23 protein-coding genes are annotated in these 22,999 nt (G+C 67.1%); 13 read left to right on the top strand and 10 right to left on the bottom strand.

The features are described 5' to 3' along the window. Window positions 1–95: 95 nt before the first annotated feature. Window positions 96–1,808 carry a glycoside hydrolase family 13 protein gene (locus IY716_RS09790; protein ID WP_255316729.1) on the bottom strand — a complete coding sequence of 571 codons (1,713 nt, stop codon included), beginning with the start codon at window positions 1,806–1,808 and terminating at the stop codon, window positions 96–98. Window positions 1,809–2,086: 278 nt separating this feature from the next. Between IY716_RS09790 and IY716_RS09795 the strand changes: the two genes are divergently transcribed. The 5 genes from IY716_RS09795 to IY716_RS09815 all read left to right on the top strand — a co-directional run bounded on the left by IY716_RS09795 (window position 2,087) and on the right by IY716_RS09815 (window position 6,266). Further along, window positions 2,087–2,815, top strand: coding sequence for a CDP-alcohol phosphatidyltransferase family protein (locus tag IY716_RS09795; protein WP_218221538.1), 729 nt, complete (start codon window positions 2,087–2,089; stop codon window positions 2,813–2,815). A gap of 5 nt (window positions 2,816–2,820) precedes the next feature. Next, complete coding sequence (locus IY716_RS09800) at window positions 2,821–3,297, top strand: DUF2231 domain-containing protein (RefSeq protein ID WP_218221539.1); 477 nt, start codon at window positions 2,821–2,823, stop codon at window positions 3,295–3,297. Window positions 3,298–3,386: 89 nt separating this feature from the next. Beyond that, window positions 3,387–4,424 carry a glycosyltransferase family 4 protein gene (locus IY716_RS09805; protein WP_218221540.1) on the top strand — a complete coding sequence of 346 codons (1,038 nt, stop codon included), beginning with the start codon at window positions 3,387–3,389 and terminating at the stop codon, window positions 4,422–4,424. Continuing rightward, window positions 4,379–5,305 (top strand): methyltransferase domain-containing protein, encoded by a 927-nt coding sequence (locus tag IY716_RS09810; protein ID WP_218221541.1) that lies wholly within the window; start codon window positions 4,379–4,381, stop codon window positions 5,303–5,305. Before IY716_RS09805 ends, IY716_RS09810 begins: the two co-directional genes overlap by 46 nt. 4 nt (window positions 5,306–5,309) lie before the next feature. Next, window positions 5,310–6,266, top strand: a complete 957-nt coding sequence (locus IY716_RS09815; protein ID WP_218221542.1) for a lysylphosphatidylglycerol synthase transmembrane domain-containing protein — start codon at window positions 5,310–5,312, stop codon at window positions 6,264–6,266. Between the two features lie 165 nt (window positions 6,267–6,431). On the opposite strand, the gene IY716_RS09820 is transcribed toward IY716_RS09815, so the two are convergent. Together IY716_RS09820 and IY716_RS09825 are read right to left on the bottom strand one after the other, a co-directional pair. After that, window positions 6,432–6,905, bottom strand: coding sequence for a (deoxy)nucleoside triphosphate pyrophosphohydrolase (locus IY716_RS09820; RefSeq protein ID WP_218221543.1), 474 nt, complete (start codon window positions 6,903–6,905; stop codon window positions 6,432–6,434). Window positions 6,906–6,916: 11 nt separating this feature from the next. Next, window positions 6,917–7,438 carry a polyketide cyclase gene (locus tag IY716_RS09825; RefSeq protein WP_255316731.1) on the bottom strand — a complete coding sequence of 174 codons (522 nt, stop codon included), beginning with the start codon at window positions 7,436–7,438 and terminating at the stop codon, window positions 6,917–6,919. A gap of 246 nt (window positions 7,439–7,684) precedes the next feature. Between IY716_RS09825 and IY716_RS09830 the strand changes: the two genes are divergently transcribed. After that, on the top strand, window positions 7,685–8,317 hold the full coding sequence (locus tag IY716_RS09830) for a YitT family protein (RefSeq protein ID WP_218221544.1): 633 nt from the start codon (window positions 7,685–7,687) through the stop codon (window positions 8,315–8,317). A 10-nt stretch (window positions 8,318–8,327) separates the two neighbouring features. Here the strand turns inward: IY716_RS09830 and IY716_RS09835 are convergent, their stop codons facing one another. From IY716_RS09835 to IY716_RS09855, 5 genes are all read right to left on the bottom strand, one after another. Continuing rightward, window positions 8,328–9,257, bottom strand: a complete 930-nt coding sequence (locus tag IY716_RS09835) for an aldo/keto reductase family oxidoreductase (protein ID WP_218221545.1) — start codon at window positions 9,255–9,257, stop codon at window positions 8,328–8,330. Window positions 9,258–9,353: 96 nt separating this feature from the next. Beyond that, window positions 9,354–11,564, bottom strand: coding sequence for a catalase (locus tag IY716_RS09840; protein ID WP_218221546.1), 2,211 nt, complete (start codon window positions 11,562–11,564; stop codon window positions 9,354–9,356). 151 nt (window positions 11,565–11,715) lie between these two features. Then, window positions 11,716–12,627: an NADP-dependent oxidoreductase gene (locus tag IY716_RS09845; RefSeq protein ID WP_369699677.1), complete on the bottom strand. Its 912-nt coding sequence runs from the start codon at window positions 12,625–12,627 to the stop codon at window positions 11,716–11,718. A gap of 38 nt (window positions 12,628–12,665) precedes the next feature. Further along, window positions 12,666–13,940 (bottom strand): HAMP domain-containing sensor histidine kinase, encoded by a 1,275-nt coding sequence (locus IY716_RS09850; protein ID WP_218221548.1) that lies wholly within the window; start codon window positions 13,938–13,940, stop codon window positions 12,666–12,668. Next, entirely contained in the window at window positions 13,933–14,718 is a 786-nt protein-coding gene (locus tag IY716_RS09855) for a response regulator transcription factor (RefSeq protein WP_369699678.1), read from the bottom strand. Before IY716_RS09855 ends, IY716_RS09850 begins: the two co-directional genes overlap by 8 nt. 131 nt (window positions 14,719–14,849) lie before the next feature. Here IY716_RS09855 and IY716_RS09860 point away from each other — a divergent pair, with 131 nt between their 5' ends. From IY716_RS09860 to IY716_RS09885, 6 genes are all read left to right on the top strand, one after another. After that, on the top strand, window positions 14,850–15,446 hold the full coding sequence (locus IY716_RS09860; RefSeq protein WP_218221550.1) for a M73 family metallopeptidase: 597 nt from the start codon (window positions 14,850–14,852) through the stop codon (window positions 15,444–15,446). 36 nt (window positions 15,447–15,482) lie between these two features. Next, window positions 15,483–16,052: a signal peptidase I gene (locus IY716_RS09865; protein WP_218221551.1), complete on the top strand. Its 570-nt coding sequence runs from the start codon at window positions 15,483–15,485 to the stop codon at window positions 16,050–16,052. A gap of 227 nt (window positions 16,053–16,279) precedes the next feature. Next, window positions 16,280–18,082, top strand: coding sequence for an Ig-like domain-containing protein (locus IY716_RS09870; RefSeq protein ID WP_218221552.1), 1,803 nt, complete (start codon window positions 16,280–16,282; stop codon window positions 18,080–18,082). After that, the gene (locus tag IY716_RS09875; RefSeq protein ID WP_218221553.1) at window positions 18,082–18,486 is read left to right on the top strand and encodes a hypothetical protein; all 405 of its coding nucleotides are present in this window, start codon (window positions 18,082–18,084) and stop codon (window positions 18,484–18,486) included. The genes IY716_RS09870 and IY716_RS09875 overlap by 1 nt, the downstream gene beginning before the upstream one ends. Before the next feature lie 9 nt (window positions 18,487–18,495). Further along, a complete protein-coding gene (locus tag IY716_RS09880; RefSeq protein WP_218221554.1) occupies window positions 18,496–19,305 on the top strand; it encodes an aldo/keto reductase in 810 nt (269 codons plus the stop codon). A gap of 71 nt (window positions 19,306–19,376) precedes the next feature. Continuing rightward, window positions 19,377–20,501 (top strand): glutamate--cysteine ligase, encoded by a 1,125-nt coding sequence (locus IY716_RS09885; RefSeq protein ID WP_218221555.1) that lies wholly within the window; start codon window positions 19,377–19,379, stop codon window positions 20,499–20,501. On the opposite strand, the gene IY716_RS09890 is transcribed toward IY716_RS09885, so the two are convergent. Together IY716_RS09890 and IY716_RS09895 are read right to left on the bottom strand one after the other, a co-directional pair. Further along, window positions 20,498–21,433, bottom strand: a complete 936-nt coding sequence (locus IY716_RS09890; RefSeq protein WP_218221556.1) for an aldo/keto reductase — start codon at window positions 21,431–21,433, stop codon at window positions 20,498–20,500. The genes IY716_RS09885 and IY716_RS09890 overlap by 4 nt on opposite strands. Window positions 21,434–21,511: 78 nt before the next feature. Next, on the bottom strand, window positions 21,512–22,240 hold the full coding sequence (locus IY716_RS09895; protein WP_218221557.1) for a sulfite exporter TauE/SafE family protein: 729 nt from the start codon (window positions 22,238–22,240) through the stop codon (window positions 21,512–21,514). Between the two features lie 24 nt (window positions 22,241–22,264). Here IY716_RS09895 and IY716_RS09900 point away from each other — a divergent pair, with 24 nt between their 5' ends. Further along, a complete protein-coding gene (locus IY716_RS09900; RefSeq protein WP_218221558.1) occupies window positions 22,265–22,981 on the top strand; it encodes a maleylpyruvate isomerase family mycothiol-dependent enzyme in 717 nt (238 codons plus the stop codon). Window positions 22,982–22,999 lie beyond the last annotated feature (18 nt).

Raw genomic sequence — 22,999 nt, forward strand, 5'->3', positions numbered from 1 at the left:
TCCCACCGCTTTGCGCGGAAAGAACGATGAGACATGCCATAGGGATGCGACGGAGCAGTCAGATGCGCCCTCGCGAACGTGTTCACCCCATGAAGTCAGTGCTGACGCAGCCAGACCGTGGTCTCCCCGGGAAGCTCGGCGGTGCTCGAGGGTTCGGTGACCAACGGCTGTGAGCTGACGAGCACCTTCCCGGCGGGAAGCGCCACGGCCGACTGGCCGAAGTTCGTCACACAGACCCAGCCTCCGGGGCGACGGAAGGCCAGCAGATCACTTCCTGCAGCGGGCAGCTCGAGCCATTCCAGCGTGTCATCTCCCTGCAGCTGACGGCGCAGCTGAAGCGCCCGGCGGTAGAGATTCAGCGTGGAATCCTCAGCCGTGTCCTGGGCCTCGACGCTGTAGTCCGCGAACCATTGCGGCTGCGGAAGGTGGGCTGGCCCGTCTCCGAAGCCGAACGCGGTGCCGGTGCTGGACCAGGGCAGCGGGACGCGGCAGCCGTCGCGGCCGACGCTGAACCCGGGGCTGCGGAAGAACGTCGGATCCTGGCGGTCGGCGTCGGGGATCTCGGCGACCTCGTGGAGTCCCAGCTCCTCACCCTGGTACAGGTAGGCGCTGCCGGGCAGTGCCAGCTCGAAGAGGGTCGCAGCGCGAGCCCGGCGCAGCCCTTCCTCAGCCTTAAGCTCGGGGGAGCTGCCCCCGCTGAGGAGCCAGTGCGTTCCGGCCTTGTCCTCGCCCTCTGCCTTGGGCGGGAGCCCGTAGCGGGTGGCGTGACGGACCACATCATGGTTGGAGAGCACCCAGGTGCTGGAGGACCCGGACTGCGCCGCGAGCTCGAGGTTGAAGGTCACCGTCTCGCGGAACTGCGTGGCGTCGAAGCTGGCCTCGAGGAGGTCGAAGTTGAAGGCCTGGCCCAGCCCCTCTGCGGAGGCGTACTTCGGCCGCCGGGCCGAGTCCACCCAGGCTTCGGCGACGCCGATCCTGGGCGGATCGTATTCGTTGAACACCGCGCGCCATTCTCGGTAGATCTCGTGAACCTCATCCCGGTCCCAGATCGGGTGGGCCCCGTCCTTCGGCGTGGAGTCCAGCTCGGCCTGGCTCGGCAGATTCGCCGGCAGGTCTTTGGACAGCCCATGGGCGACGTCGACCCGGAACCCGTCGACTCCACGGTCGGACCAGAAGCGCAGCGTGTGCAGGAAGTCCTCATGCACCTCACGGTTGTGCCAGTTCAGGTCGGGCTGCTCCTTGGCGAAGCTGTGCAGGAACCACTGGCCCGGGCTCCCATCGGGCTCGGTGATCCTGGTCCAGGCAGGACCGCCGAAGATCGAGGTCCAGTCTGAAGGGGGTTGGTCTCCCCCGGGTCCGAGACCATCGCGGAAGATGTAGCGATCCCGAGCGGCGGACCCTTTGGGCGAGGCGAGGGCCTCGAGGAACCACTCGTGCCGGTCGGAAGTGTGGTTGGGCACGATGTCGACGATCAGTCGGATCCCCGCACGGTGCAGCGCGGCGATCATGGCGTCGAAATCCTCCAGGGTGCCGATCTTGGGATCGACGTCGCGGTAGTCGTCCACGTCGTAACCGCCATCGGCGAGCGCCGAGGGATAGAACGGGCTGAGCCACACGGCGTCGATCCCCAGGTCCTTCAGGTACTGCACCCGTGCGGTGATCCCGCGCAGGTCACCGATGCCATTGGCGTCGGCGTCGGCGAAGGAGCGGGGATAGATCTGATAGACGGCGGCCTGACGCCACCAGTGCGGGTCGGTGCCCAACTCGGCGGCAGCTGCGGGTGCTTCGGCGGTGAAGGTGAATGACAAGTCGCTGTCGTCCTTTCGATGCTTCTGTCCAAACCCCGACACGTGGGTTCATCGGCGAGGCGGGCACCGGAGGACGGGCCCTTGAGGTCTTTCCATGATTACAGGAAGCCGAGAATCCCGACAGCGTCGCTCATCAGCGCGACCTGTATATGTCGCCACCTCGCTCGCAACGTCGTTGCCGGGATGACGAACGGTAGGATCGAGGACCAGCTATGCGCCCCGGTCTCGCGCACAGACACATCCACGCGATCCACGGGAGCACGGTTAGATTGACTGCCATGCATGAGTCTGCTCGTCGTCCCGCCGCCTCCACGGGCCAGGTCTGGCGCGACGTCGTCGTGCTGCTGCTGATTCCCGGCGTGATTGCCCTCGTCCTGGCCGTGACGGCTGCCCCGAATGCACTGGTGGCCGTCGTGGTGATCGCCGCCGCGATGCTGGCGCCCACGGTCGCGGGAGTCTCGCTGCTGCGTCGCCGACCTCTTCGGGTGACCACAGCCGATCGGGTCACCCTCTTTCGGGTCGCGCTGACCGGTGTGCTGGCAGCGACTGCCGTGCTCATTCATGCTGGGGCGCTGGACCCCAGGAGCTGGATCCTCGCCGTGGTGATCGGACTCGCGCTGGTGCTCGACGCCGTCGACGGCGCGGTGGCCCGGTACACGCGCAGCTCCAGCACTGCTGGGGCTCGCCTCGACATGGAAGCCGACGCCGCGGCGCTGCTCATAGTCTCGGTGATCGCGGCGGCGACCGTGGGCTGGTGGGCAGCGGGGATCGGGCTGATGCGCTACCTCTTCGTGGCGGCCGGCTGGGTGCGCCCTGCGCTGCGCGGCGAGATGAACTACAGCTTCTTCCGCCGCAGCGTGGCCGCGACCCAGGCGGTGGCCCTCTTCCTGGCGCTGCTGCCGGTGGTGCCGGCAATGATCTCCGCGGTGATCCTCGCGATCGCACTGATTCTGCTGATCGCTTCTTTCGGCCGCGACGCCCTGACTCTGGAACGAATGGAGAGCTGAGCCCCATGGACCTGTCCCTGCACCCGTTGATCGTGCATCTCGCGGTGGTGCTCGTCCCGCTGGCGACCGTCCTGCTGGGACTGGCGTTCTTCATCCCGAGGCTGCGCGATCAGATCGGCGCCCTCGCCGCGGTGCTCGCGCTGCTGGGGATCGGAGCCTTCGTGCTGGCGCACCGCTCCGGAACCGAGCTGGCGGGACTGGTAGGAGTCCCGCATGAGCACCTGCGCTGGGCCGACCCGGCGCTTGGGGTGACCATCACCTTCGGCACGCTGACGGCGCTCTGGTATGTCCTGTGGCTGACGCTGCGCCGCCCTCGCCACCGCTCACAGCCCCGCCTCCGCGCCGCGACCACCACCCTGGGTCTGCTCGCGCTGGGCAGCGGGATCATCGCGTGCGTGTTCACCGTGCTGCTGGGGCACTCCGGCGGCGAGGCCGTCTGGTCGAACGTGCCGACAGCACCGAGCCTCTGGCGTCCCCTGTGAGCGCAGACCCGATGCCGGGGCCGAGGTCGGGGCCTGTGACGGGGCCGGTGCCACACCCCGCACCGGCCAGCCAGCAGAGCCCACGGGCGATGCTTGTTCCCCGCGATCTGCCCGGCCCCAGCGGCGGCACCACCTACAACACGCGGGTCCTCGCCGCGTGGCGCTCCGAGGGACTCGACGTCACCGAAGCGGCAGTTCCCGGCAGCTGGCCACATCCCAGCCGAGAGGACCGCTTGGAGCTGCGCGAGACGCTGCGGCAACACCCGCGGGTCCTCATCGACGGCATCATCGCCTCGGCGGCGCCGACCGAGCTCGCCCGGGCGGCCGCGGATGGCACGGAGATAGCGGTGCTGGTGCATCTGCCGCTCCCCGCGGAGTCCGGGCTCAGCCCTGCCCAGCGTGCACGGCTCGCGGCCAGTGAACGCGCCGCCCTGGAGACCGCGCACGCCGTCGTCGCCACCAGCGCCTGGGCCCGGGAGGACCTGGAAGCCCGGTATCAGCTCGGCGGGGTCGCCGTGGCGGAGCCGGGAGTCGACACGGCAGACCTGACGGCAGGCAGCACACCTCCGCGCCTGTTCATGCTCGGCGCGCTCACCCCGCGGAAGAACGCCCTGCTGCTCCTGCAGGCGCTGACCTCACTGCAGGATCTCGCGTGGGACGCCGTATTCGCCGGTCCGGACGGACAGGACCCAGGCTATGCCGAGCGGTTGCGTCGCGCCTCCACCGAGCTGCCCGCAGGGCGCGTCTCATTCCCGGGTGCTATAGCGGGCAAGGAGCTGAATACGCTGTGGCGCAGCACCGATCTGCTGATCCTGCCCTCCGTCGCCGAGACCTACGGGATGGTGGTGACCGAGGCGCTCGCTCACGGCATTCCTGCGATGGTCGGCGCAGGCACGGGAGCCGAGGAGGCCCTGCGCGGGCCGGGCACCGGCGGCCGCGCCGAACTGGAGTCACCAGGGACTGCCCTAGACCCCGGCGACGCCGCGACCTGGGCACGGACCCTGCGCCACTGGCTCGAAGATGACGCCCTGCGGCACCGCTGGAAGTCCGCCGCAGAGGCACACCGGGCTAGAATGCGAGCATGGTCAGACGCAGCGCAGGATCTCAGGACGGCGATCCATTGGTGACACGACCGGTCCCCGCCGACTGGCTGGAACAGCGCCGGCGCGCAGACCATCTGGCACGCGAAAAAGCCTCTGGACTGCTCGAGGAACTCACCCAGCGGCTCCGCGACCTCCTCGCCGAGCACAACGAGGACGCCGTCAGCGTGATCGATGTGGGCGCCGGCACCGGATCGAACCAGGCCTGGCTGGCACCGCGTCTCGCCGTTCCCCAGCGCTGGACTCTGTTGGACCACGATGCCGATCTGCTCGAGGTGGCCTCCCAGGCACCCGCGGGCTCCGAGGTGGAGCAGACCACCCGCGTGCTCGGCACCCTCGAGGATCTTCCCGGCCTGACCGAGGGCCCAGAGGTCCGGCTGGTGACCTGTTCGGCGCTGCTGGACCTGCTCACGCTGGCCGAGGCGGAGGTGCTCGCGGATGTGATCGCCGGGCCGCAAGCCGGGGCTCGCGTGACCGCCCTGTTGAGCCTCAGCGTCACCGGGGCGGTGGAGATCCACCCCGCTCACGAGCATGATGCCACCATCACTGCTGCCTTCGACGCCCACCAGCGCCGCGATCACCTCCTCGGCCCCGATGCTGTGGGCATCCTGGCCGACCTGCTGCGCCAACGCCGAACCGAGGTGCACCTCAGCCCCACCGACTGGACCCTGGGCGACGACGACGCCGCGCTCATCACCCGCTATCTCAGCGATCGCGCTGATGTGGCGGTCGAGAGTGACCCCACCCTCTCCGACATCGCCGCCACCTGGCTGAACACGCGCCAGCAGCAGCTCAGCCGCGGTGAGCTCGAGGTCAGCGTGGGACATATCGATCTGCTTGCCCTGCCTGCCCCCTCAGGTGAACCTGCCCCGACGGCTGAGCCGAGCCCCGCCGCACCGATCGGATGACACCGTGAGCAGCCCCGCCGCCGCCCGCACACCCCGAGGCCGCGTGGCCTTCTTCGCTGTGCTGCAGGTAGCGGTGACCGTCGGGATCTTCGCGGTCCTCGCCAGCGCCTGGGGCATCACACCGTTCATCGACGCATTCCGGATGCTTCCCTGGTGGAGTTTCCCCGCGGCCGCCCTCCTGGGCGGCCTCGGGGTGCTGAGCCAGGCCCTGCGCTGGCGAGTCATCGCCGGGCACCACGACATCGCCGTGAATCTCGGCCCCGCAGTGGCACGCTGTTGGCAGGCGGCCTTCCTCAACGGAGTGCTGCCGGGCGGACTCGCCGGAGACGCGCTGCGCGCCGCCGATGACAGCAGCGACGCAGATGTCGCGGCTGGCCGCAGCGCCCTGGGCCAGGCCTTCGCCTCGATGGCCGCCGAGCGACTCACCGGCACCGCGGTGGCCTTCGGCGCCGCCGGGCTTGCTCTGCTGGCCACGGCTCCGCTCTTCGGCGTCGCCGCCCTCGGTATCGCGGCGCTCGCCGTCGCCATCGCCTGGCGTTGGCTGAGGCCGCTCTCCCGTGGAGAACTCACCCGGGTCGTGCTGCTCTCTGCGGTGGGCTGGGCCGCCTTCGCGACGCTGTTCACGCTCACGATCGCTGCCGTCTCACCCAGCGTTCCGCTGGCCTGGGCTCCGGGACTGGCAGCCATCGCCATCGCGGGCATGTCAGTGCCTCTGGGTTTCGGCGGCTGGGGGCCTCGCGAGGCCGCGGCCGCCTGGGCCTTCTCCCTCGCGGGTCTCGCTCCGCATCTCGGCGTCACGGCCTCGGTCAGCTACGGGTTGCTGGCGCTGGCCTCGACCCTCCCAGGGGCTGTGATCCTCACGCTGCGGGCGCTGCCCCGGCTGCATCAGGCGCGGCGTGCCAGAGCCGAGCGTCTCTCGCGGCGGGCGGCGAAGCACGAGCCCATCGAACCTGCGTTCTGACAGTTTTCTCACAGGATCCAGCAGTAGAACATAGATTCGATCAACGAGTCTGGACACTTGCAGGGGCGTAGAATAGGTGTTCTAATAGCCTTGCGCGATGGGAAGCGCGATGCGCGCAGAGGCCCTCCTCACTGCTTCTGCGCGCATCTCCCCTGTTCTCGAAGCTCAGTCAGTCTCATAGACGGTCTTGTCCCGGAGAATCTGCTCCACGATGGGTCGATCGGCGGGGATCCAGGGGTAGTTCAGGAGACCGTCCGTCACCGGCACCCAGTCCACGCGATCATGGTCCTGCAGCGGGAACGGCTCACCCTCGAGCACTTCACCGCGGAACAGGCGCATCGCCGTCGTCTCCTTCAGTCGCCACCCGGCCTCCGGATGGAAATTCGGATGACCGGCAGCGCTGACCTCCGCATGGACCGCCACCGTCACCCCCAGCTCTTCGAGGAGCTCACGGTGCAGCCCCTCATGCAGGGTCTCCCCCGGTTCCAGCTTGCCGCCGGGAAACTCCCACATTCCCGCCACAGACTCTGGGGAGGTGCGGCGGGCGATGAAGAGCTCGACCTGAGATCCCGGGCGACGGCGCAGCAGCGCGGCCGCGACGACGGTCTTGGTGAACTGTGTGATGGTCTGGCTCTCCATGGAGCACAAGCTTAGGCCGAGGCCTCCACCACAGCCTTCAGGCGCGCGACGGACCGGGCCAGCATGGCGGAGGTGGTGGACTTCGCACGCGCCATACGTTCTTGGTCATGGAGCTGGGACCAGTCATAGGTGTGGGTGACCTCGGTGGCCCCGTCCTCGGTCGCGGCCAGGGCCCAGCGCCATAGGTGTCCTGCGGGAGGCTCGCCCATAGTCGAGGGCTTCCACGCGATCAGCTCTCCCTCGAGGAACTCCACGACATGGTTCTCCCGAACCTTGCCGTTGGTCAGGGCCATGGTGAAGATGTCTCCGACGCCATGGACGCGCTGTCCGTGCTCTGCGGCAGAGAGATTGTCGTTGCCGTCGAACTCGACCTGCAGGGCAGGATCAGCGAGGAACTCGAAGACCACCGTGGGGATCGCCCTGATGACATCCCGGGCGCAGACCACACGTCCGCAGTGCTCGGGGTCATAGGCGAGATCTTCGGCGCCGTTCTCGCCGAACTGAGCCGCATGCGCGGGAGTCGTTGGGGCCATGACACTGTCCTCGATTCGAAGTCTGGGAGCTTCAGCTTACGCCGGAGAGGTGTCGGTGCGTCCAGGATGTCGGCACTGTCGGTCCAGTCCAGTCCAGTCCAGTCCGGTCCAGTGGGCTGACACGCAGGGTCCGGTGGTGCGCTGGGACGCGACGGCGACACAAGGGCCTCACCTGTGGCGTGAGAGTGGTCACTTCTTACGGTGGACAGGAAAGCCGCGGGCTGGCGCAGCTATAGGCTGTCGCTCATGTCCGGATCCGAGAACATCCCCCCATGGCCCGAGGACACCACCATTCCGCATTCTCCGGCGGAGGATGTCTTCGGGGTGCTGATCGGCACGTTTCTCGCCTCACTGGGCCTCTACGTGCTCCAACAGTCCGAGGCCGTCACCGGAGGCACCGCGGGACTCGCGCTGCTGCTGACCTACGCCACCCCATTGAACTTCTCCGGGCTCTTCCTTTTGGTGAACCTGCCGTTCTTCGCCCTGGCGATCTGGAAGAAGGGCTGGACCTTCACGCTGAATACCGTGGCGGCGGTGGCGATCGTCTCCGGCTATGCGCTGCTGCACGGCCCCATGCTCTCGCTGCCTGAGCTCAACCCGCTCTACGGCGTCCCAGCGGGGAACATCCTGGTCGGCATGGGGCTGCTGGCGGTCTTCCGCCACGGCGCCAGTCTGGGTGGGTTCAACATCGTGGCTCTGGTGGCGCAGGAACGCCTTGGGCTGCGTGCCGGATATGTGCAGATGGGCCTCGACGTCGCGGTCATCCTCCTCGCCCTCGCGGTGGTGTCCCCGCTGAACGTGCTGTACTCCGCTCTGGGCGCAGTGCTGCTGAACCTCGTCTTGGCATTGAACCATCGCCCGGAGCGCTACCGCGCCTGAGCAGACCGGGTCAGGGCAGGTTGTGCCCGGCCGCGCGGATGAGTTCGTACCACTCTGCACGAGTCAGTCTGAGCTCGGCCCCGGCTGCGGCCTCTTCGACCCTGCTTCCCTGCGTCGTGCCGAGGACCACCTGGATGCCGGCCGGGTGACGGGTCAGCCAGGCGGTCGCGATGCCCATGGGAGTCACGGAGTACTTCTCCGCCAGCCGGCCAAGCACCGCATTGAGCTCAGGGTAGGCCGGGTTGTCGAGGAAGACCCCGTGCGGTGACTGATACGGAGACCAGGCCTGGAGGGTGATGCCGTTACGACGGCAGAACTCGACGATGTCGGACCCAGCGGGGGTGCTCTGTTCTGTCTGGGCCAACGTGTTGGCCTGCATCCCCTCGGTGAGAATCGGGGCATGGACCACGGAGAGCTGCAGCTGGTTCACCACCAGAGGCTGCTGCACGGCGGTGCGGAGCAGCTCGATCTGCCCCACCGTATGGTTCGAGACACCGAAGTGCCGCACCTTGCCAGCGGCGTGCAGCTGCTCGAACGCGCGGGCCACCTCCTCGGGCTCGACCAACGGGTCAGGCCGGTGCAGCAGCAGAATATCGAGGTAATCGGTCTGCAGCGCGCGCAGTGATCCCTCCACCTCGGTCATGATGTGCTCGTAGGAGAAGTCGTAGCTCGGGCCGTCCTTGATGATGCCGACCTTGGACTGGATCAACACCTGCTCCCGCTCGGCACTGGTGAGCTGCACGGCCTCAGCGAACCGGCGCTCGCAGTGATGCGGGCCGTCCCCGTAGATGTCGGCATGATCGAGCAGGTCCACGCCTGCCTCGCGGGCCCGGGTGTAGAGCTCGCGGATCTTGGCATCAGTCTTGTCGTTGATCCGCATGAGCCCCAGCACCAGCTGGGAGGCGGTCAGTTCGGCGGCAGGCAGCTCGAGGGTTCTCATCTGAGCAGGATACTGCGCCGCCGCCTGGACCGGGCGTTGCCATGGCCACGCGCATCGATCAGCGCGGATCAACCAGCGCAGATCAGGCAGCTGATATCAGGCGGCGAAGCGCTCCCAGGCACGGTGGGCCCCCATGAGCGTGAACAGCTCCTCCGTCAGCTGCTCCGGGGTGCCCACCAGCACTCCCGGCGCGCTGGTCGACACACCGCTGGCGCTGAGCAACGGCGAACCGTCGGGGAAGACCACTGCCTTGCCGTGCCGGTAGGCCTCAGCGGCCATCAGGGTCAGCCGGGGGTCGACCTGCGGATCCCCGGTCGGATCGCCGAGCTTGTGATCGCCGTCGGGCGAGTCCCCTGCGGCTCCCGCCGCCGTGGCGGTCAGGAACACGATCGCGTCGAACTCGATCGAGCGGGCGGTCAGGTAGGTTCGCTGCGGCGGCGTGCCGTCGGAGAGCGGCGCTCCGGTGGGGGCGACCACCAGCGGCACCATGTCCTGTGCGTCGATGGCCTTGCGGACCTTCTGGACGGCACTCACGTGGGTGGACTCATCGACGACGACGCCGACCAGCCGACCCTCGATGGGCCAAATCTGACCCAGTTGAGAAAGCGTGGGGCTGAGCACCTCGGGCTCCACCGGGGCCTGCAGCGGCTCCGGCACGGGAAGGCCGAGACCCTCGGCCACGCCCGCCGCGAGGTCTGCATCGATATGCGTGAGCTGCTGCAGCTGACGCTCCTTGATCACCGGCTCGTAGCACTTGCCCAGCTCAAAGGTGTACGCCTGGATCACATGCAGCTGCTCGGTGCGCGAGAGGCTGCGGTAGAACATCGTGACCTGGGTGTAGTGGTCATCGAAGCTCTGCGGGCTCTTGCGGATCTTCACGCTCGCGGAGACCGGCTCCGGGAAATCGATGAGCGCGCTGGGCGCACTGGCAGACTCCTCAATGTCCTTGACCGGGTAGGGGTTGCCCCCGTCGAAGGAGTTCGGGTGGTACGGCGCGACACCGGCATGATCTGCGGTCTGATGGTAGCCGTCGCGGAGCATGTCGTTGACCGCTGCACGCGGTCGGTTGATCGGGATCTGCGCGAAGTTCGGGCCGCCCAGGCGGGTGATCTGCGTGTCCAGGTACGAGAAGAGCCGGCCTTGAAGCAGCGGATCGTTGGTGACCTCGATGCCGGGAACCAGGTGGCCGGGGTGGAACGCCACCTGCTCGGTCTCCGCGAAGTAGTTCTGCGGATTGGCGTTCAAGGTCATCTTGCCGAGCATCTGCACCTCGGCGAGCTCCTCGGGCACGAACTTGGTGGGGTCGAGCAGGTCGATGCCGTGGAACATCTGGTCTTCACTGTCCGGGAAGACCTGGACGCCGAGCTCCCATTCAGGGAATGCTCCGGCCTCGATGGCGTCAGCGAGGTCCCGGCGGTGGAAGTCCGGGTCCACGCCATTGGTCATCAGCGCCTCTTCCCAGGTGATGGAGTGCACGCCGAGCTTCGGCTTCCAATGGAACTTCACCAGCGAGGACTCACCCGCGGCGTTGATCAGCCGGAAGGTGTGCACCCCGAAGCCTTCCATCATGCGCAGCGAGCGCGGGATGCCGCGGTCTGACATGTTCCAGATGGTGTGGTGCTGGGCTTCGGTGTGCAGCGAGACGAAGTCCCAGAAGGTGTCGTGGGCGCTCTGGGCCTGCGGGATCTCCCGGTCCGGATGCGGCTTGCCGGCGTGGATGATGTCTGGGAACTTGATCGCGTCCTGGATGAAGAACACCGGGATGTTGTTGCCGACGAGGTCGTAGTTGCCCTCTTCTGTGTAGAACTTGGTGGAGAAGCCACGGGTGTCACGGACCGTGTCGGCGGAGCCGCGACTGCCCAGCACCGTGGAGAACCGGGTGAACACCTCGGTGGTGGTCTTCTCTGCCAGGAACTTGGCCTGAGTCAGGTGGCCTGCAGTGCCGTAGGACTCGAAGATCCCGTGCGCAGCGGCACCGCGGGCATGGACCACGCGCTCCGGGATGCGCTCATGGTCGAAATGCATGATCTTCTCGCGCAGGTGGTGGTCCTGCAGCAGGACCGGCCCTCGGCTGCCGGCCTTGAGCGAGTGGTCAGTGTCGCGGACCCGGGCACCCTGGGCGGTGGTCAGGTACTCGCCCTGCTGGGCGCGGGCCTTGTCGCTGCCGGGCACCTCGGCGCCGGTCGGGCTGACCGGCGCAGCGGCGCGCTGGTCCTGCTTCGGAGGCAGTGGTACCCGGGACTCCACCGGCTGCTCTGCAGCTGGCGGTTCGGCCTGTGGGGCTCCTGGGATGTGGATGTCGTTCATCGCAACTCTTCTCTGTGGTTGGCGACCATAAATGGCCTCACAGAAGAACCGGTTGGTCCTCTCCCCCTGGGATGAGACCTCACGTGGTCAGGCTAGTCCTAGTGGCATGCCAGCGGTAGCTCACACAAGGTGGCCGACCGGATCGTCATGCTCAGCGGGTGGTGTCGATGAGGATCTTGCCGTTGGATCCCGACTGGTTGGCCTCCATCGCCGAGGCGGACTCCTCGAGTGGGAACACCCGGTCCACATCGACCCGGAGCGTGTCCGCCGCGACCTTTTCCAACAGCGTGCGCAGCCGTGGTCCGTCGGGGCGGACCCAGAGCCACCGGCCGCCGTGTTCCATGACGGAGGGGTCAGCGATCGAGACGTGTCGGCCGCCGTCGGCCAGCACTGCCAGCGTGTCCTCCAGGACGCCGCCGACGAAGTCGGCCACAGCGGTGACTCCGTCAGGAGCGGCCTCGTGGACCCGATCGGCGAGTCCCTCGCCGTAGGTCAGCGGCGTCACGCCCAGTTCACGGAGCTTCGCGTGGTTCTTCTCTGACGCGGTGCCCAGGACCGTGGCCCCGCGCTCCACGGCCAGCTGGGCCGCGAGGTGGCCCACGCCGCCGGAGGCAGCATGGATCAGCAGCGTGTCGGAGGAAGTGACCTCCAGGGTCTCCAGCGCCCGCTGGGCGGTCAGTCCGGTCAGCGGCAGGCCGGCGGCAGAATCGAAGTCCACACCGTCGGGAATCTTGGCCACCGAGTCTGCCGGGACGGCGACGTACTCGGCGTAGGTGCCGCCGTGGATGAAGTCTTTGCGGGCGTAGGAGGCCACGCGGTCACCCACGGAGAACTCAGGCACATCAGGACCGAGCTGCTCGATCACACCGGAGACGTCCCAACCGGGGATGGCGGGGAAGACCACGTCCATGAGCGCATCGAGGCCACCGGACATGACCTTCCAATCCACCGGGTTCACGGAGGCGCGCTGGATCTTGATCAGCACGGCCCCCGGAGCCACCTTGGGCAGGTCCAGCTCGCTGAGTTCGAGGGTATGGGGTTCGCCGTATTCTGAGTAAGTCATTGCACGCATACCCCTGGCAACCTCCTGAGGAGCGTCATCTATTCCGCGCGAGCCGGGATCCCTGCTGCGGCAGGGTCTCCTTCCGGCTGCTGGCTCAGGAGCAGCACGAAACTGGTCCGGGGGTCGGCGTCGAGTCTCAGGCTGCCCCCTGCGGCAGTGGCGAGCTCTGCAGCCACTGCGAGACCGATCCCCTCTCCCCCGCCGTGGCTGACCCTGCGCTCGAAGAGATCCGCGCGCTGCGGACGCGCGCCCTGGTCCTGAACCTCGATCCGCAGATGCGATGCGGCGTCTGCGGCGCGCAGAGTGACGTCTCCGCGTCCGTGGGACAGCGCGTTCTCTATCAGCACATCCAGGATCTGTCCCACCGGCCCTTCCCTCACCACACCGACGAGGTCCGCTGGGACGCGGACCTCGATGCTGCGTCCCAGGTCCTCGGCATGGCGGGCCCAGCGTGTGGCCGCGGCTTCGAGAAGCTCGGCGAGGTTCACGCCGACAGGCTCACCCAGGCGCCGGCCTCGCGCCAGATCCAGCAGCTCGGTCACCGCGGCGCTCAACCGGTCCAGCTCACCGAGCGCGTGATGGAGCCCCTGGGCGACCTCCGGAGCGGTTTCCGGCCAGTAGGTGAGGTCCTCCAACTCGAGCCTCAGTGCAGTGATCGGGGTTCGCAGCTGATGTGAGGCATTGGCCGCGAACTGTCGCTCACGGTCCAACAGCTCTTCGAGCTGGCTCGCACTGCTGCTCAACGCGGTCGCAATGGCCTGGGCCTCAGGCAGCCGGTACTGCGTCTCCGCGATGTCGAATCGCCCAGCACCCAGTTCGCGGGCAGTCCCGGCGAGCTCCCGGAAGGGACGCGAGAGTCTGCGTGCCATGATCAGGCAGACGAATCCGGCACTGAGCGAGAGCAGCACGCCGATGACCACCACCGGTGTCACGGAATCGACGATCCGCTCCTGGATGAAGGCCCCCGAGCGACTCACGGTCACCTGACCACCGGCTGGCAGGTCCCGGACAACGGTGATGTCGGTGCCATCGCCCAGCAGGGGATCACCTGCGGTCGCAACCACTTCACCGCTGGGATCGAGGTACTCGAGGTGCTCGGCCTCGGCGAGGAGCCCAGTCAGATACTCCTGGTCCACCGCTTCATGACGCGCACGCTCAGGGAGCAGCTCCGCCAGCAGATCTGCGGAACGCTCGATCCGGCTGGTCTCGGCCGCGCGGACCTCGTCGGCGAGGACATAGGCGCGGGGAATCCCGTAGATCGCGATGATGACGAGGATCAGAGTGCCGAAGGCGATCAGCAGCCGTTCACGCACCCTGTGTGACGTCCTCCAGCCGGAATCCCACACCGCGGACCGTCACGATACGAGTGGAGCACTCAGCCGCATCCAGCTTGTGCCGCAGCCGTGCCATCGTGACATCAAGTGTCTTGGTGGAACCGAACCAGTTCTGGTCCCACACCTGGTCCATGATCTGCTCCCGCGTCACCACGGTCCCGCGGTCGGCCTCCACGAGCGCCAGAACGTCGAATTCCTTGGCCGTCAGCGGCAGTTCCACGCCGCGCACGAATGCCTGCCGTGCCTCAGTGTCCACCACCACGTGTCCGCCGCGCTCCGGTGTGGGGGCTGTGACCCCGCGGCGCTGCAGGCCAGGCGCGGCGCCGTCAGAATGGCGCCCCGGGGCAGCTGTTGCTGCGAATTCGACCGTACGCGGGACCGCGAGCGCGGGAACGCTCCGGCGCAGCAACGCACGGACTCGGGCCAGCAGCTCGGCGAGGCCGAACGGCTTGGCCATGTAGTCGTCGGCGCCCACGTCGAGGCCGACCACCCGGTCGATCTCGGAGCCTCGGGCCGTCAGAATGAGCACGGCTCCAGCGAATCCGTTGTCCCGAGCTTGCCTGCACACCTCAAGCCCATCCATATCTGGCAGCCCGAGGTCCAGGATGATCAGGTCCGGAAGCTCCACGCCGGCTCTGCGCACGGCTGGTTCACCTGCGGCTTCCCGCTTCACGATGTATCCCTCACGCTCCAGAGCGCGGGTCAGGGGCAGGGCGATGCCGTCATCGTCCTCGACCAGCAATAGCGTGTGCCCCACACTACGGACACTACCAGGGTCCCTGTGGCTCAATTGTGGCAAATTTGAAATACACCTGTGGGGCGGCTGTGGGACTGGCCTCCGTAGCGTTGAGGGCATCAGCACAAGCCCCGAAACTCAGGAGAATCCCCATGAACAACACTGCCGGCACCACTCCCCTCGCCACCGACGCCGAAGCCGCTCCCCTCGCAACGAATGCGCCGTCACGGCGCCGCCGGATGCTGCTTCCGCTCGCCGGTCTTCTCGGCGCAGCGGCCCTCGTAGTGGGCTCGGGTGCTGACTTCGTCTCCAGCTCGGTCAATGAGGGGAACGCGTATACCACCGGCACGCTGACCCAGAGCAACTCCAAGGCCAACTCCGCCATCTTCAACATGGACGACCTCAAGCCCGGGGACACAGTGACCGGCGGCGTGGAGATCACCAACTCCGGCTCCCTCCCTGCCTCCTTCAAACTCACCGAGGATGCCACCAACGGCTTCGCTGATCCGGCCAACCTGCAGCTGAGCATCACCGACGGCAGCGACGAGACTCTGTACAGCGGAACCTTCGGCGCCCTCACCGATGGCGAGCCCTTGGACCTGGGTGACTGGGAAGCCGGTGAGAGCCGTGACTTCACCTTCAGCGTCACGCTCGATCAGAGTGCCGGCAATGAAGAGCAGGGCAAGACCGCTGGCGGATCCTACACATGGGATGCCGTGCAGGCGGAGGCCACCACGTACGACCAGTGATCCTTGCAGGCCAACCACTCCTGAAGGGAGCCCCCGATGATCCGCAGACTGCGTGATTCCAAAGCCACCGGCATGCTGGTGAATCTCACCGCGATCGCCACCGTCGTGCTGGCTGGGATCTTTCTGCTGCCTGGACTCGCGGGATACGAGCGCTACGTCATCACCGGGGCGTCCATGTCAGGGACCTTCGAGCGCGGCTCGCTGGCGTTCGCAGAGTCGGTGCCCGTGGAGGAACTCGAGGTGGGAGACATCATCACCTACCTCCCGCCCCCGGAATCGGGCATCTCGGAACTCGTCACCCATCGGATCGTGGACATTGATACCGCCCAGGGTCAGCCCGTGTTCCAGACTCAGGGAGACGCGAACGACTCTGTCGACCCGTGGATCTTCCAGCTGGAAGAACCTACGCAGGCCCGTGTGGAGGCCACAGTTCCCGGGATCGGCTGGGTGTTCATTGCGCTGGCTGACCGTGAGGCAAGGATGCTGATCATCGGCATACCTGCCGCCATGATCGGCCTGCTGAGCCTCATCGACCTGATCCGTGCCCTGCGAGAGCCCGAGTCCAACTCACGAACCTCCCGATCCGTGTCCCCCGTGCACTGCTGACTCTGGCCCGTGCACGATCGGGCACTTGCACCGTCCGATCACGGCACTCCACCCCCGAGGACCCCTTCGTGGATGCGCCCACCCTGAGTGTGGCACTCCCACGAGGGGGTCCTTTTTGTTGCCCAACTGTTGAACTGCAGCCGACCGATGTAGAGCTCCTGTAACCCGCTCCTGCCTAGTCTGGACAAAGACCGATGATTGTCGCCGCCGGAACATCTGGGAGAAATATGCTGCAACGTGTACTGCTGGTCCTCGTGGCCCTTGCAGCGACCCTGCTGACGCAGATGCCTGTGGCCTTCTCCACCGCCGCATTCACCTCTTCCTCCAGCACCGGCGAGAGCACCATTCAGGCAGCAGCCGATTGGACTCCACCCGAGGTCACGGTGACTGATCTCGGCTCTTCAGTCCGAGAGTCGGTGACCGTCTCCGCAGAAGCCTCCGACGCCGATTCCGAGCTTCGCCACGTGAGCATCCAGCACCGCGGCTCCGAGGCCACCGGTTGGACCGAATTGTGCACGGACACCTCGGCTCCCTTTTCCTGTGACTGGAACACCCAGGACAGCGACGACGGCGCGCACAGTCTGCGCGCGCTGGCCACCGACGCCTTCGGAAACACCGCAACGTCAGAGACGGTCACCACCGCTGTCGCGAATGAACTCACAGTGGTGCTCGCTGACCCTGGCACGATGATCCGCGGGGCGGCCACGCTGAACACCATGTTGCACAACGCCGGTTCCACGCCCTACCGAGTGAGCGTTCAGTTCACCCCCGCGGGGACCGAACAGTGGACCACGGCCTGCGCCGAGCTCACCTCGCCATTCACCTGCAGCGGAAACACTTCGGCCATGCCTGACGGAGAGTACGACATCCGGGCCAGCGCCACCGCCGGACACACCACCACGCACTCCGAGGTCTTGCACAAGATTCGTGTGGACAACACCGCACCCAGCGTGACGATGACCGATCCAGGCTCGACGCTGCGTGGAAAGCAGACTTTCACCAGCACCGCGGCAGATGGTGGCTCAGGACTCGCCGAGGTGACGATGCAGTTCTCCTCCGCCGGCAGCGGCACCTGGTCGGAGCTCTGCACCGACGCGGAGGCTCCGTACTCCTGTGACTACGACACCACGCGACTGACCGATGGCAGCTACAGCTTCCGTTCGGTGGCCACTGATCAGGCAGGAAACACGACCACTTCGGCAACGGTGAGTGATCGAATGATCCAGAACACCGTCTCGAAGGTCTCGATGAAGAATCCAGGATCTCCGCTCACCGGCCAGGTCACCTTGAGCGCAGCAGCGAGCTCCACCGCGGGCGTGCGCTCGGTCAAGATCCAGTTCGCCCCCAGCGGGTCGGACACGTGGACCACAGTGTGCGCCGCGACCACTTCGCCGTACTCCTGCAGCGGTGATTCCAATGCACAGCCCAACGGCTCCTATTCGCTGCGCGCCGTGCTCACCGACGGCACCGGCAAGGAGACCGTCTCGGAGCTGATCACCGGAGTCCGGGTCAGCAACATCTCGATCGCAGCCGAAGCTATTGCGGTGCACAACGGCCGCACCCCCGGCAAGGTGGATTCCGGCGACTTCATCAACTACGTCTACAGCAACCGGGTCGACCTGGACTCCATCAGCCCGGGACTCTCCGACGGTCCACGCCGCGTGCTGCTCCCATTGCAGGACAACAGCTCACGCGACACCATCGACGTCGTCCAGTGGGACGGCCGTCCGGTGAACCTCGGCGTGGTGGACCTCAACCGGGACTACATCGATTGGCGCCGGACCGCCGTCTTCGAGGCCACCATGACGCCGTCCATCTCCTCGTACAACGGGAGAGACCGCACGCTGATCAACGTGTCGGTGGGCCGGCAGATCCAAGGCGGAGACGTGCTGGTCACGAATACCGGGTCCTGGGGCTCCTGGGGCACCGGTGGTTACTCGAACATGACCTGGACACCCTCCGGATCGGCGAGCAGCGCGTCTGGGACCCCCGTCTCCACGACACCGATCACCGTCCGGAATCGGTTCTGATGGCCGCGTGCAGATCTCGCCGCGTCAGGGCAGCCGCGACAGCGACCGCGCTGCTCGCGGTGGCCCACGCATTCGAGTCCTGGACACACCTGGAGGGCGCTGTGTACATCGCTCTGCTCTCCGGCTCCGCGGCCCTGCTCGGGATCCTTGCCGCAGCACGTCTCTGGTGGCGCAACTGCATCGAGTCGCGCTTGATCAGCGCCGCCCTTGCAGTCGCTGCGCTGCTGGGCCACCTGCTGGTGGCCGTAGTCGGCCTGCCAGGACAGTCAGAGCCTTCACCACCGGGCCTCGCGGGATCAGTGGTCGTGGTGACCTCTGCAGCCGTGCTGGTGCTGCTGTTGTTGAGCTCAGGAGACCATCGATGGGGATCCTCGGGACCTGGCAGGACGCAGGAATCCGCGTAGGATCGCGGCATGATCCAGCTCAACTCAGGAACTCAGATGCCCGAGATCGGTTTCGGCACCGGAAAGACCAGCACCGAGGCCGTGGTGAACGCACTGAAGGCCGGGTACCGGCTGTTGGACACGGCACAGATGTATGGCAATGAGGCGGAGGTCGGAGAAGCGGTCAGGATCTCCGAGGTGCCCCGCGAGGAGGTCTTCGTGACCACCAAGCTGAACAACGGCCATCATGACCCGTCTGCCGTGCACGAGACCTTCGCGGCCTCGCTGGAACGCCTCGACATGGATTACGTGGATCTCTTCCTGATCCACTGGCCGATGCCGATGTTGGAGGTCGACTACGTGGACACCTGGAAGGCCATGATGGAACTGGCCGAATCCGGGCGCGCCCGCGCCGTCGGCGTCTCGAACTTCCAGCCTGACCACCTTCAGCGCCTGATCGATGCCACCGGGGTCGCGCCGGCGGTCAATCAGATCGAGATGCACCCCTACTTCCCCAATGACGAGGTTCGCGAGTACTGCCAAGACCACGGGATCGCTGTCCAGGCCTGGAGCCCGCTGGCGCGCACGGATCAGTTCGGGGAGCCGATCCTGGCGGAGATCGCTGATCGCCTGGGCGTCACCCCGGCGCAGGTGATGCTGCGCTGGCACCTGCAGCGCGGCGTGGTCGCGATCCCGAAGAGCAACACCCCGGAGCGGATCGCGAGCAACCGCGACATCTACAGCTTCGAGCTCAGCCCCCAGGACATGACGGGTATCGCCAGCCTCGACAAGGGCGAGGACGGACGCCGCGGCGGGCACCCCGACAGCTTCAGGGGCTGACCCTTCTTCCGACGCAGGATCGGGAGTACAGTCAGCCGCATCGAACCACTTCAAGGGTGAAGGACCAGCCCGTGCGGACGTTTGGCGTTGAAGAAGAACTGTTGCTGGTGGATGCGGCGGAGCTGGAACCTGTGCCGGTGGGGTGGCAGGTCGCGGAGCGGCACAGCCTCCGTCCCGAGACGGGCCATGAGATGGCGGCCGAGTTCCAGCAGGAACAGCTCGAGGTCATCTACCCGCCGCAACGCACGCTGGGCGACCAGCTCGAATGTCTCCGGACCGGCCGGGCCTGGGCGGATGACGCGGCATCGGTCTTCGGAGCGCGCGCAGTGGCGCTCGCTACGACACCAGGGCCGGTGACACCTCACCTCGTCCCGAACCCTCGGTACCAGCGAATCGCCGACTGGGCGGGCATCACCGCTGTCCATCAGCTCACCGGTGGGATGCATGTCCATGTGTATGTGGAATCACGGGCCGAGGCCGTCGCGGTGGTGGACCGCATCCGGGCGTGGCTGCCCACGCTGCTGGCGCTCAGCAGCAACTCCCCCTTCTGGAACGGCAGCGACACCGCCTTCCACAGCTACCGCAACCAACTCTGGAGCAGGTGGCCCAACACCGGCCCACCCGACCTCTTCAGCACCGTCGATGCCTATGACCGACAGCGTGAGTCCCTGCTTCGCTCCGGAGTCCCGCTGGATGAGGGGATGCTCTATTCCGATGCCAGACTCTGTGATCGCCATTCCACGGTGGAGATCCGCGTCACCGACGTCTGCCTCTACGCGACCCACGCAGCGGTGCTCGCCACGCTGATCCGCGCGCTGGTGGAGACCGCCGCACGCCAATGGAGGGCCGAGGTGCCACCGCTGCTGGCGGACACCGCCGTGCTGCGCGCCTGGACCTGGCGGGCCAGCCGATGCGGTCTGGAGAGTGCACTGGTGAACCCCCACACCGGAGTCCCCGCGCCAGCCGCAGAGGTGGTCGCAGAGCTGCTGGACGTGCTGAGACCGGTGCTCACCGAGTACGGAGAGACCGAGCAGGTCAGCGGTGTGGTCGCCGAGATCCTGCGCACCGGCACCGGCGCGCAGCACCAGCGAGAGGCTTACTTCGATGCCAGGGACACCCATGACGTCGTCGCCGCCGCCCTGTATTCGACGCACGAGCTCAGCGAAAAGACTCCGGTGAACGCCGGAGAGGACTAGAACGCTGAGGAGACCGCGGTGAGCTGCTCCGCATCCTCCGTGGAGAGCTCAAGCTGGGCGCCGGCCAGCAGGGCCGGGAGCTGCTCGGGCGTGCGCGCGCTGGCGATCGGCGCGGCCACCCGGTCACGAGAGCGCAGCCAGGCCAGTGCCACACTGGGGATCTCGATCTGCCTCCGGATGGCGATCTCCTCGAGCGTCTCCAGCACCGCGAGGCCCTCGCCCGAGACGTACTTGCCCGCCATACCTGCCCGGGCAGCACCCTCCAAGTCCTCCCGGGTACGGTACTTCCCGGTCAAGAACCCGGCCGCCAGAGAGAAGTACGGCACCACGGCCAGATCCTCCGCGCGGGCCACCGCGGCCAGTTCGGACTCGTAGTCGCTGCGGTGCACCAGGTTGTAGTGCGGCTGCAGCGCCACGGGCAGCGTGAAGCCTTCCCGCCGGGCGATCTCGAACCACTCGCGGACGCGTGCGGCGCTGTAGTTGGAGACTCCGACGGCGCGGATCGTACCGGCCGTGATGAGCTCCTCGAAGGCGCCGACGGTCTCCTCGAGCGGGGTGTCCTCGTCGTCGAAGTGCGCGTAGTACAGGTCGATGTAGTCGGTTCCCAGGCGGCGCAGCGAGGCTTCCGCGGCGGCCAACACGTTCGACGCCGCCAGCCCCGTGAACTCCGGATGCTGACTGACCTTGGTGGCCAGAACGACGTCGTCGCGCCCACCCCGGGCCGCGAGCCACTCTCCGATGATGGTCTCGGACTCTCCCCCGCCGTTGCCTTCGACCCAGGCCGAATAGCTGTCAGCGGTGTCGATGAAGTTCCCGCCCGCGGCGGTGAAGGAGTCGAGCACCTGGAAGGAGGCGTCCCGGTCGCTGGTCCAGCCGAAGGTGTTTCCACCCAGGCAGAGTTCGAAGATGCTGGTGCCGACAAGTGACGTCATGCCCCGATCCTATGCGCCCACCCGGCTCGGAGTGCCGGGGCCGTATGAGCTGAACCGTCCTCGAAGGCAGAGCTCGCGCTAGAGCAGCAGGTTCACTGCGCCGACCCCGGTCAGCACCAGGACCAGACGTTCGAAGAGCGTCTGCGAGATCCGGTCGGCCACCCACCGCCCGATGAAGGCCGCGATCACCACCACGGGCACCAGCACCCCCACGATGCTCAGCGTCGCCAGATCCAGCAGACCGAGGCCGATCTGGAAGGGCACCTTGACCAGGTTCACCACGAAGAAGAAGTAGGCGGCCGTGCCGAGGAAGGTCTTCACCTCCAGGCGCATGGCCAACATGTAGATGCTCATCACCGGGCCTCCGGCGTTGGCCACCATCGTGGTGAACCCGCCGAGCCAGCCGTAGCCATAACCGGCGATCCGCCCAGGCTTCGCCGACCGTCCGCGGCGGCGCAGCAGCGTGAGCAGCAGCAGCCCCAGAAGAATCGCGCCGATCACGCGCCGCACCGCCCCGTCCGAGGCCAGCCCGAGGAAGACGGTGCCGACGGCTACGCCTACGAGCACCGGCCAGATCAGCCGACGCAGAATCGCCCAGTCCACGGTGCGCCGATACATCCAGACGGCGAACAGATCCCCGACCAGCAACAGCACCAGCAGCGCGGCAGTGGACTCCCGTGCCGGCAGGGCCATGGCGAAGAGGACGACGGCGAGGGTGCCGCCCCCGGGCAGCGCCGTTTTGGACAGACCCACCACCAAGGCTCCCAGCCCCAGCAGCACCCAGTTCAACGCATCCAATTCGACCATCCGGACAGCCTATAGACTCCGCGCATGGACGATATCGAGGAGCCCGACCACCGCGCTCGGCTCAGCGCGCTGCAGGACGCCTTCGAGCAGCAGCTCAGCGCTGCTGACCCCTCCGCACCCGTGCCGGGATGCGGAGATTGGCGCGTCCGCGAGCTGGCCGAGCATCTGGGTTCGGTGCACCTCTGGGCGGCCGGCCGGGTGCGCGGCGAGAAGCAGACTCCTCCCATCACGCCCGCAGACCTCACCGAGTCCGAAGCACTTGTCTGGCGCTACGCCGCCTGCGCCGAGACGCTTCGGTCTGCGTTCGAGGAGGTGCCTGCCGAACACAGGTGTCGAACCTTTGAAGGTGAGGGGCCGGCGTCGTTCTGGCATCGACGCCAGGCCCACGAGACGCTCATCCATCTGTGGGACCTGGGCCAGGCCGTGGGGATGCAGCTGCCGACGGTGTCGACCGAGACCTGGGCCGACTGTGTGGACGAGGTGGTCCAGGTGATGCATCCCAGGCAGCTTCGCTTGGGCCGCGCTGAGCCGCCCACGCAGGGGTTTGCGCTCCACGCCGGGGACACCGACCGGCGCTGGGCCATCCTCGGTCAAACGGGCACCGCGGAGTCCGCCCTCGTCACGGGGCCGGCACAAGAGCTGGCGCTGCTGCTGTGGGGCCGCCGAAGTCTCCGGGGCCTCCAGGTCAGCGGGGACGACTCTGCGGTGGAGTCCGCGCTGGCCGACTCGCTCACCCCCTGACCCGTCACTGCGACATTG

Source organism: Nesterenkonia sp. Act20, from assembly GCF_019173455.1.
Classification (GTDB): domain Bacteria; phylum Actinomycetota; class Actinomycetes; order Actinomycetales; family Micrococcaceae; genus Nesterenkonia.

Excerpts from the sequence above, each read along its gene's own strand:
- IY716_RS09795 (WP_218221538.1), top strand. The coding sequence starts at position 2,087 with ATGCATGAGTCTGCTCGTCGTCCCGCCGCCTCCACGGGCCAGGTCTGG.
- IY716_RS09800 (WP_218221539.1), top strand. The coding sequence starts at position 2,821 with ATGGACCTGTCCCTGCACCCGTTGATCGTGCATCTCGCGGTGGTGCTC.
- IY716_RS09805 (WP_218221540.1), top strand. The coding sequence starts at position 3,387 with ATGCTTGTTCCCCGCGATCTGCCCGGCCCCAGCGGCGGCACCACCTAC.
- IY716_RS09810 (WP_218221541.1), top strand. The coding sequence starts at position 4,379 with ATGGTCAGACGCAGCGCAGGATCTCAGGACGGCGATCCATTGGTGACA.
- IY716_RS09820 (WP_218221543.1), bottom strand. The coding sequence starts at position 6,905 with ATGGAGAGCCAGACCATCACACAGTTCACCAAGACCGTCGTCGCGGCC.
- IY716_RS09825 (WP_255316731.1), bottom strand. The coding sequence starts at position 7,438 with ATGGCCCCAACGACTCCCGCGCATGCGGCTCAGTTCGGCGAGAACGGC.
- IY716_RS09830 (WP_218221544.1), top strand. The coding sequence starts at position 7,685 with ATGTCCGGATCCGAGAACATCCCCCCATGGCCCGAGGACACCACCATT.
- IY716_RS09835 (WP_218221545.1), bottom strand. The coding sequence starts at position 9,257 with ATGAGAACCCTCGAGCTGCCTGCCGCCGAACTGACCGCCTCCCAGCTG.
- IY716_RS09840 (WP_218221546.1), bottom strand. The coding sequence starts at position 11,564 with ATGAACGACATCCACATCCCAGGAGCCCCACAGGCCGAACCGCCAGCT.
- IY716_RS09845 (WP_369699677.1), bottom strand. The coding sequence starts at position 12,627 with ATGACTTACTCAGAATACGGCGAACCCCATACCCTCGAACTCAGCGAG.
- IY716_RS09860 (WP_218221550.1), top strand. The coding sequence starts at position 14,850 with ATGAACAACACTGCCGGCACCACTCCCCTCGCCACCGACGCCGAAGCC.
- IY716_RS09865 (WP_218221551.1), top strand. The coding sequence starts at position 15,483 with ATGATCCGCAGACTGCGTGATTCCAAAGCCACCGGCATGCTGGTGAAT.
- IY716_RS09870 (WP_218221552.1), top strand. The coding sequence starts at position 16,280 with ATGCTGCAACGTGTACTGCTGGTCCTCGTGGCCCTTGCAGCGACCCTG.
- IY716_RS09875 (WP_218221553.1), top strand. The coding sequence starts at position 18,082 with ATGGCCGCGTGCAGATCTCGCCGCGTCAGGGCAGCCGCGACAGCGACC.
- IY716_RS09880 (WP_218221554.1), top strand. The coding sequence starts at position 18,496 with ATGATCCAGCTCAACTCAGGAACTCAGATGCCCGAGATCGGTTTCGGC.
- IY716_RS09890 (WP_218221556.1), bottom strand. The coding sequence starts at position 21,433 with ATGACGTCACTTGTCGGCACCAGCATCTTCGAACTCTGCCTGGGTGGA.
- IY716_RS09895 (WP_218221557.1), bottom strand. The coding sequence starts at position 22,240 with ATGGTCGAATTGGATGCGTTGAACTGGGTGCTGCTGGGGCTGGGAGCC.
- IY716_RS09900 (WP_218221558.1), top strand. The coding sequence starts at position 22,265 with ATGGACGATATCGAGGAGCCCGACCACCGCGCTCGGCTCAGCGCGCTG.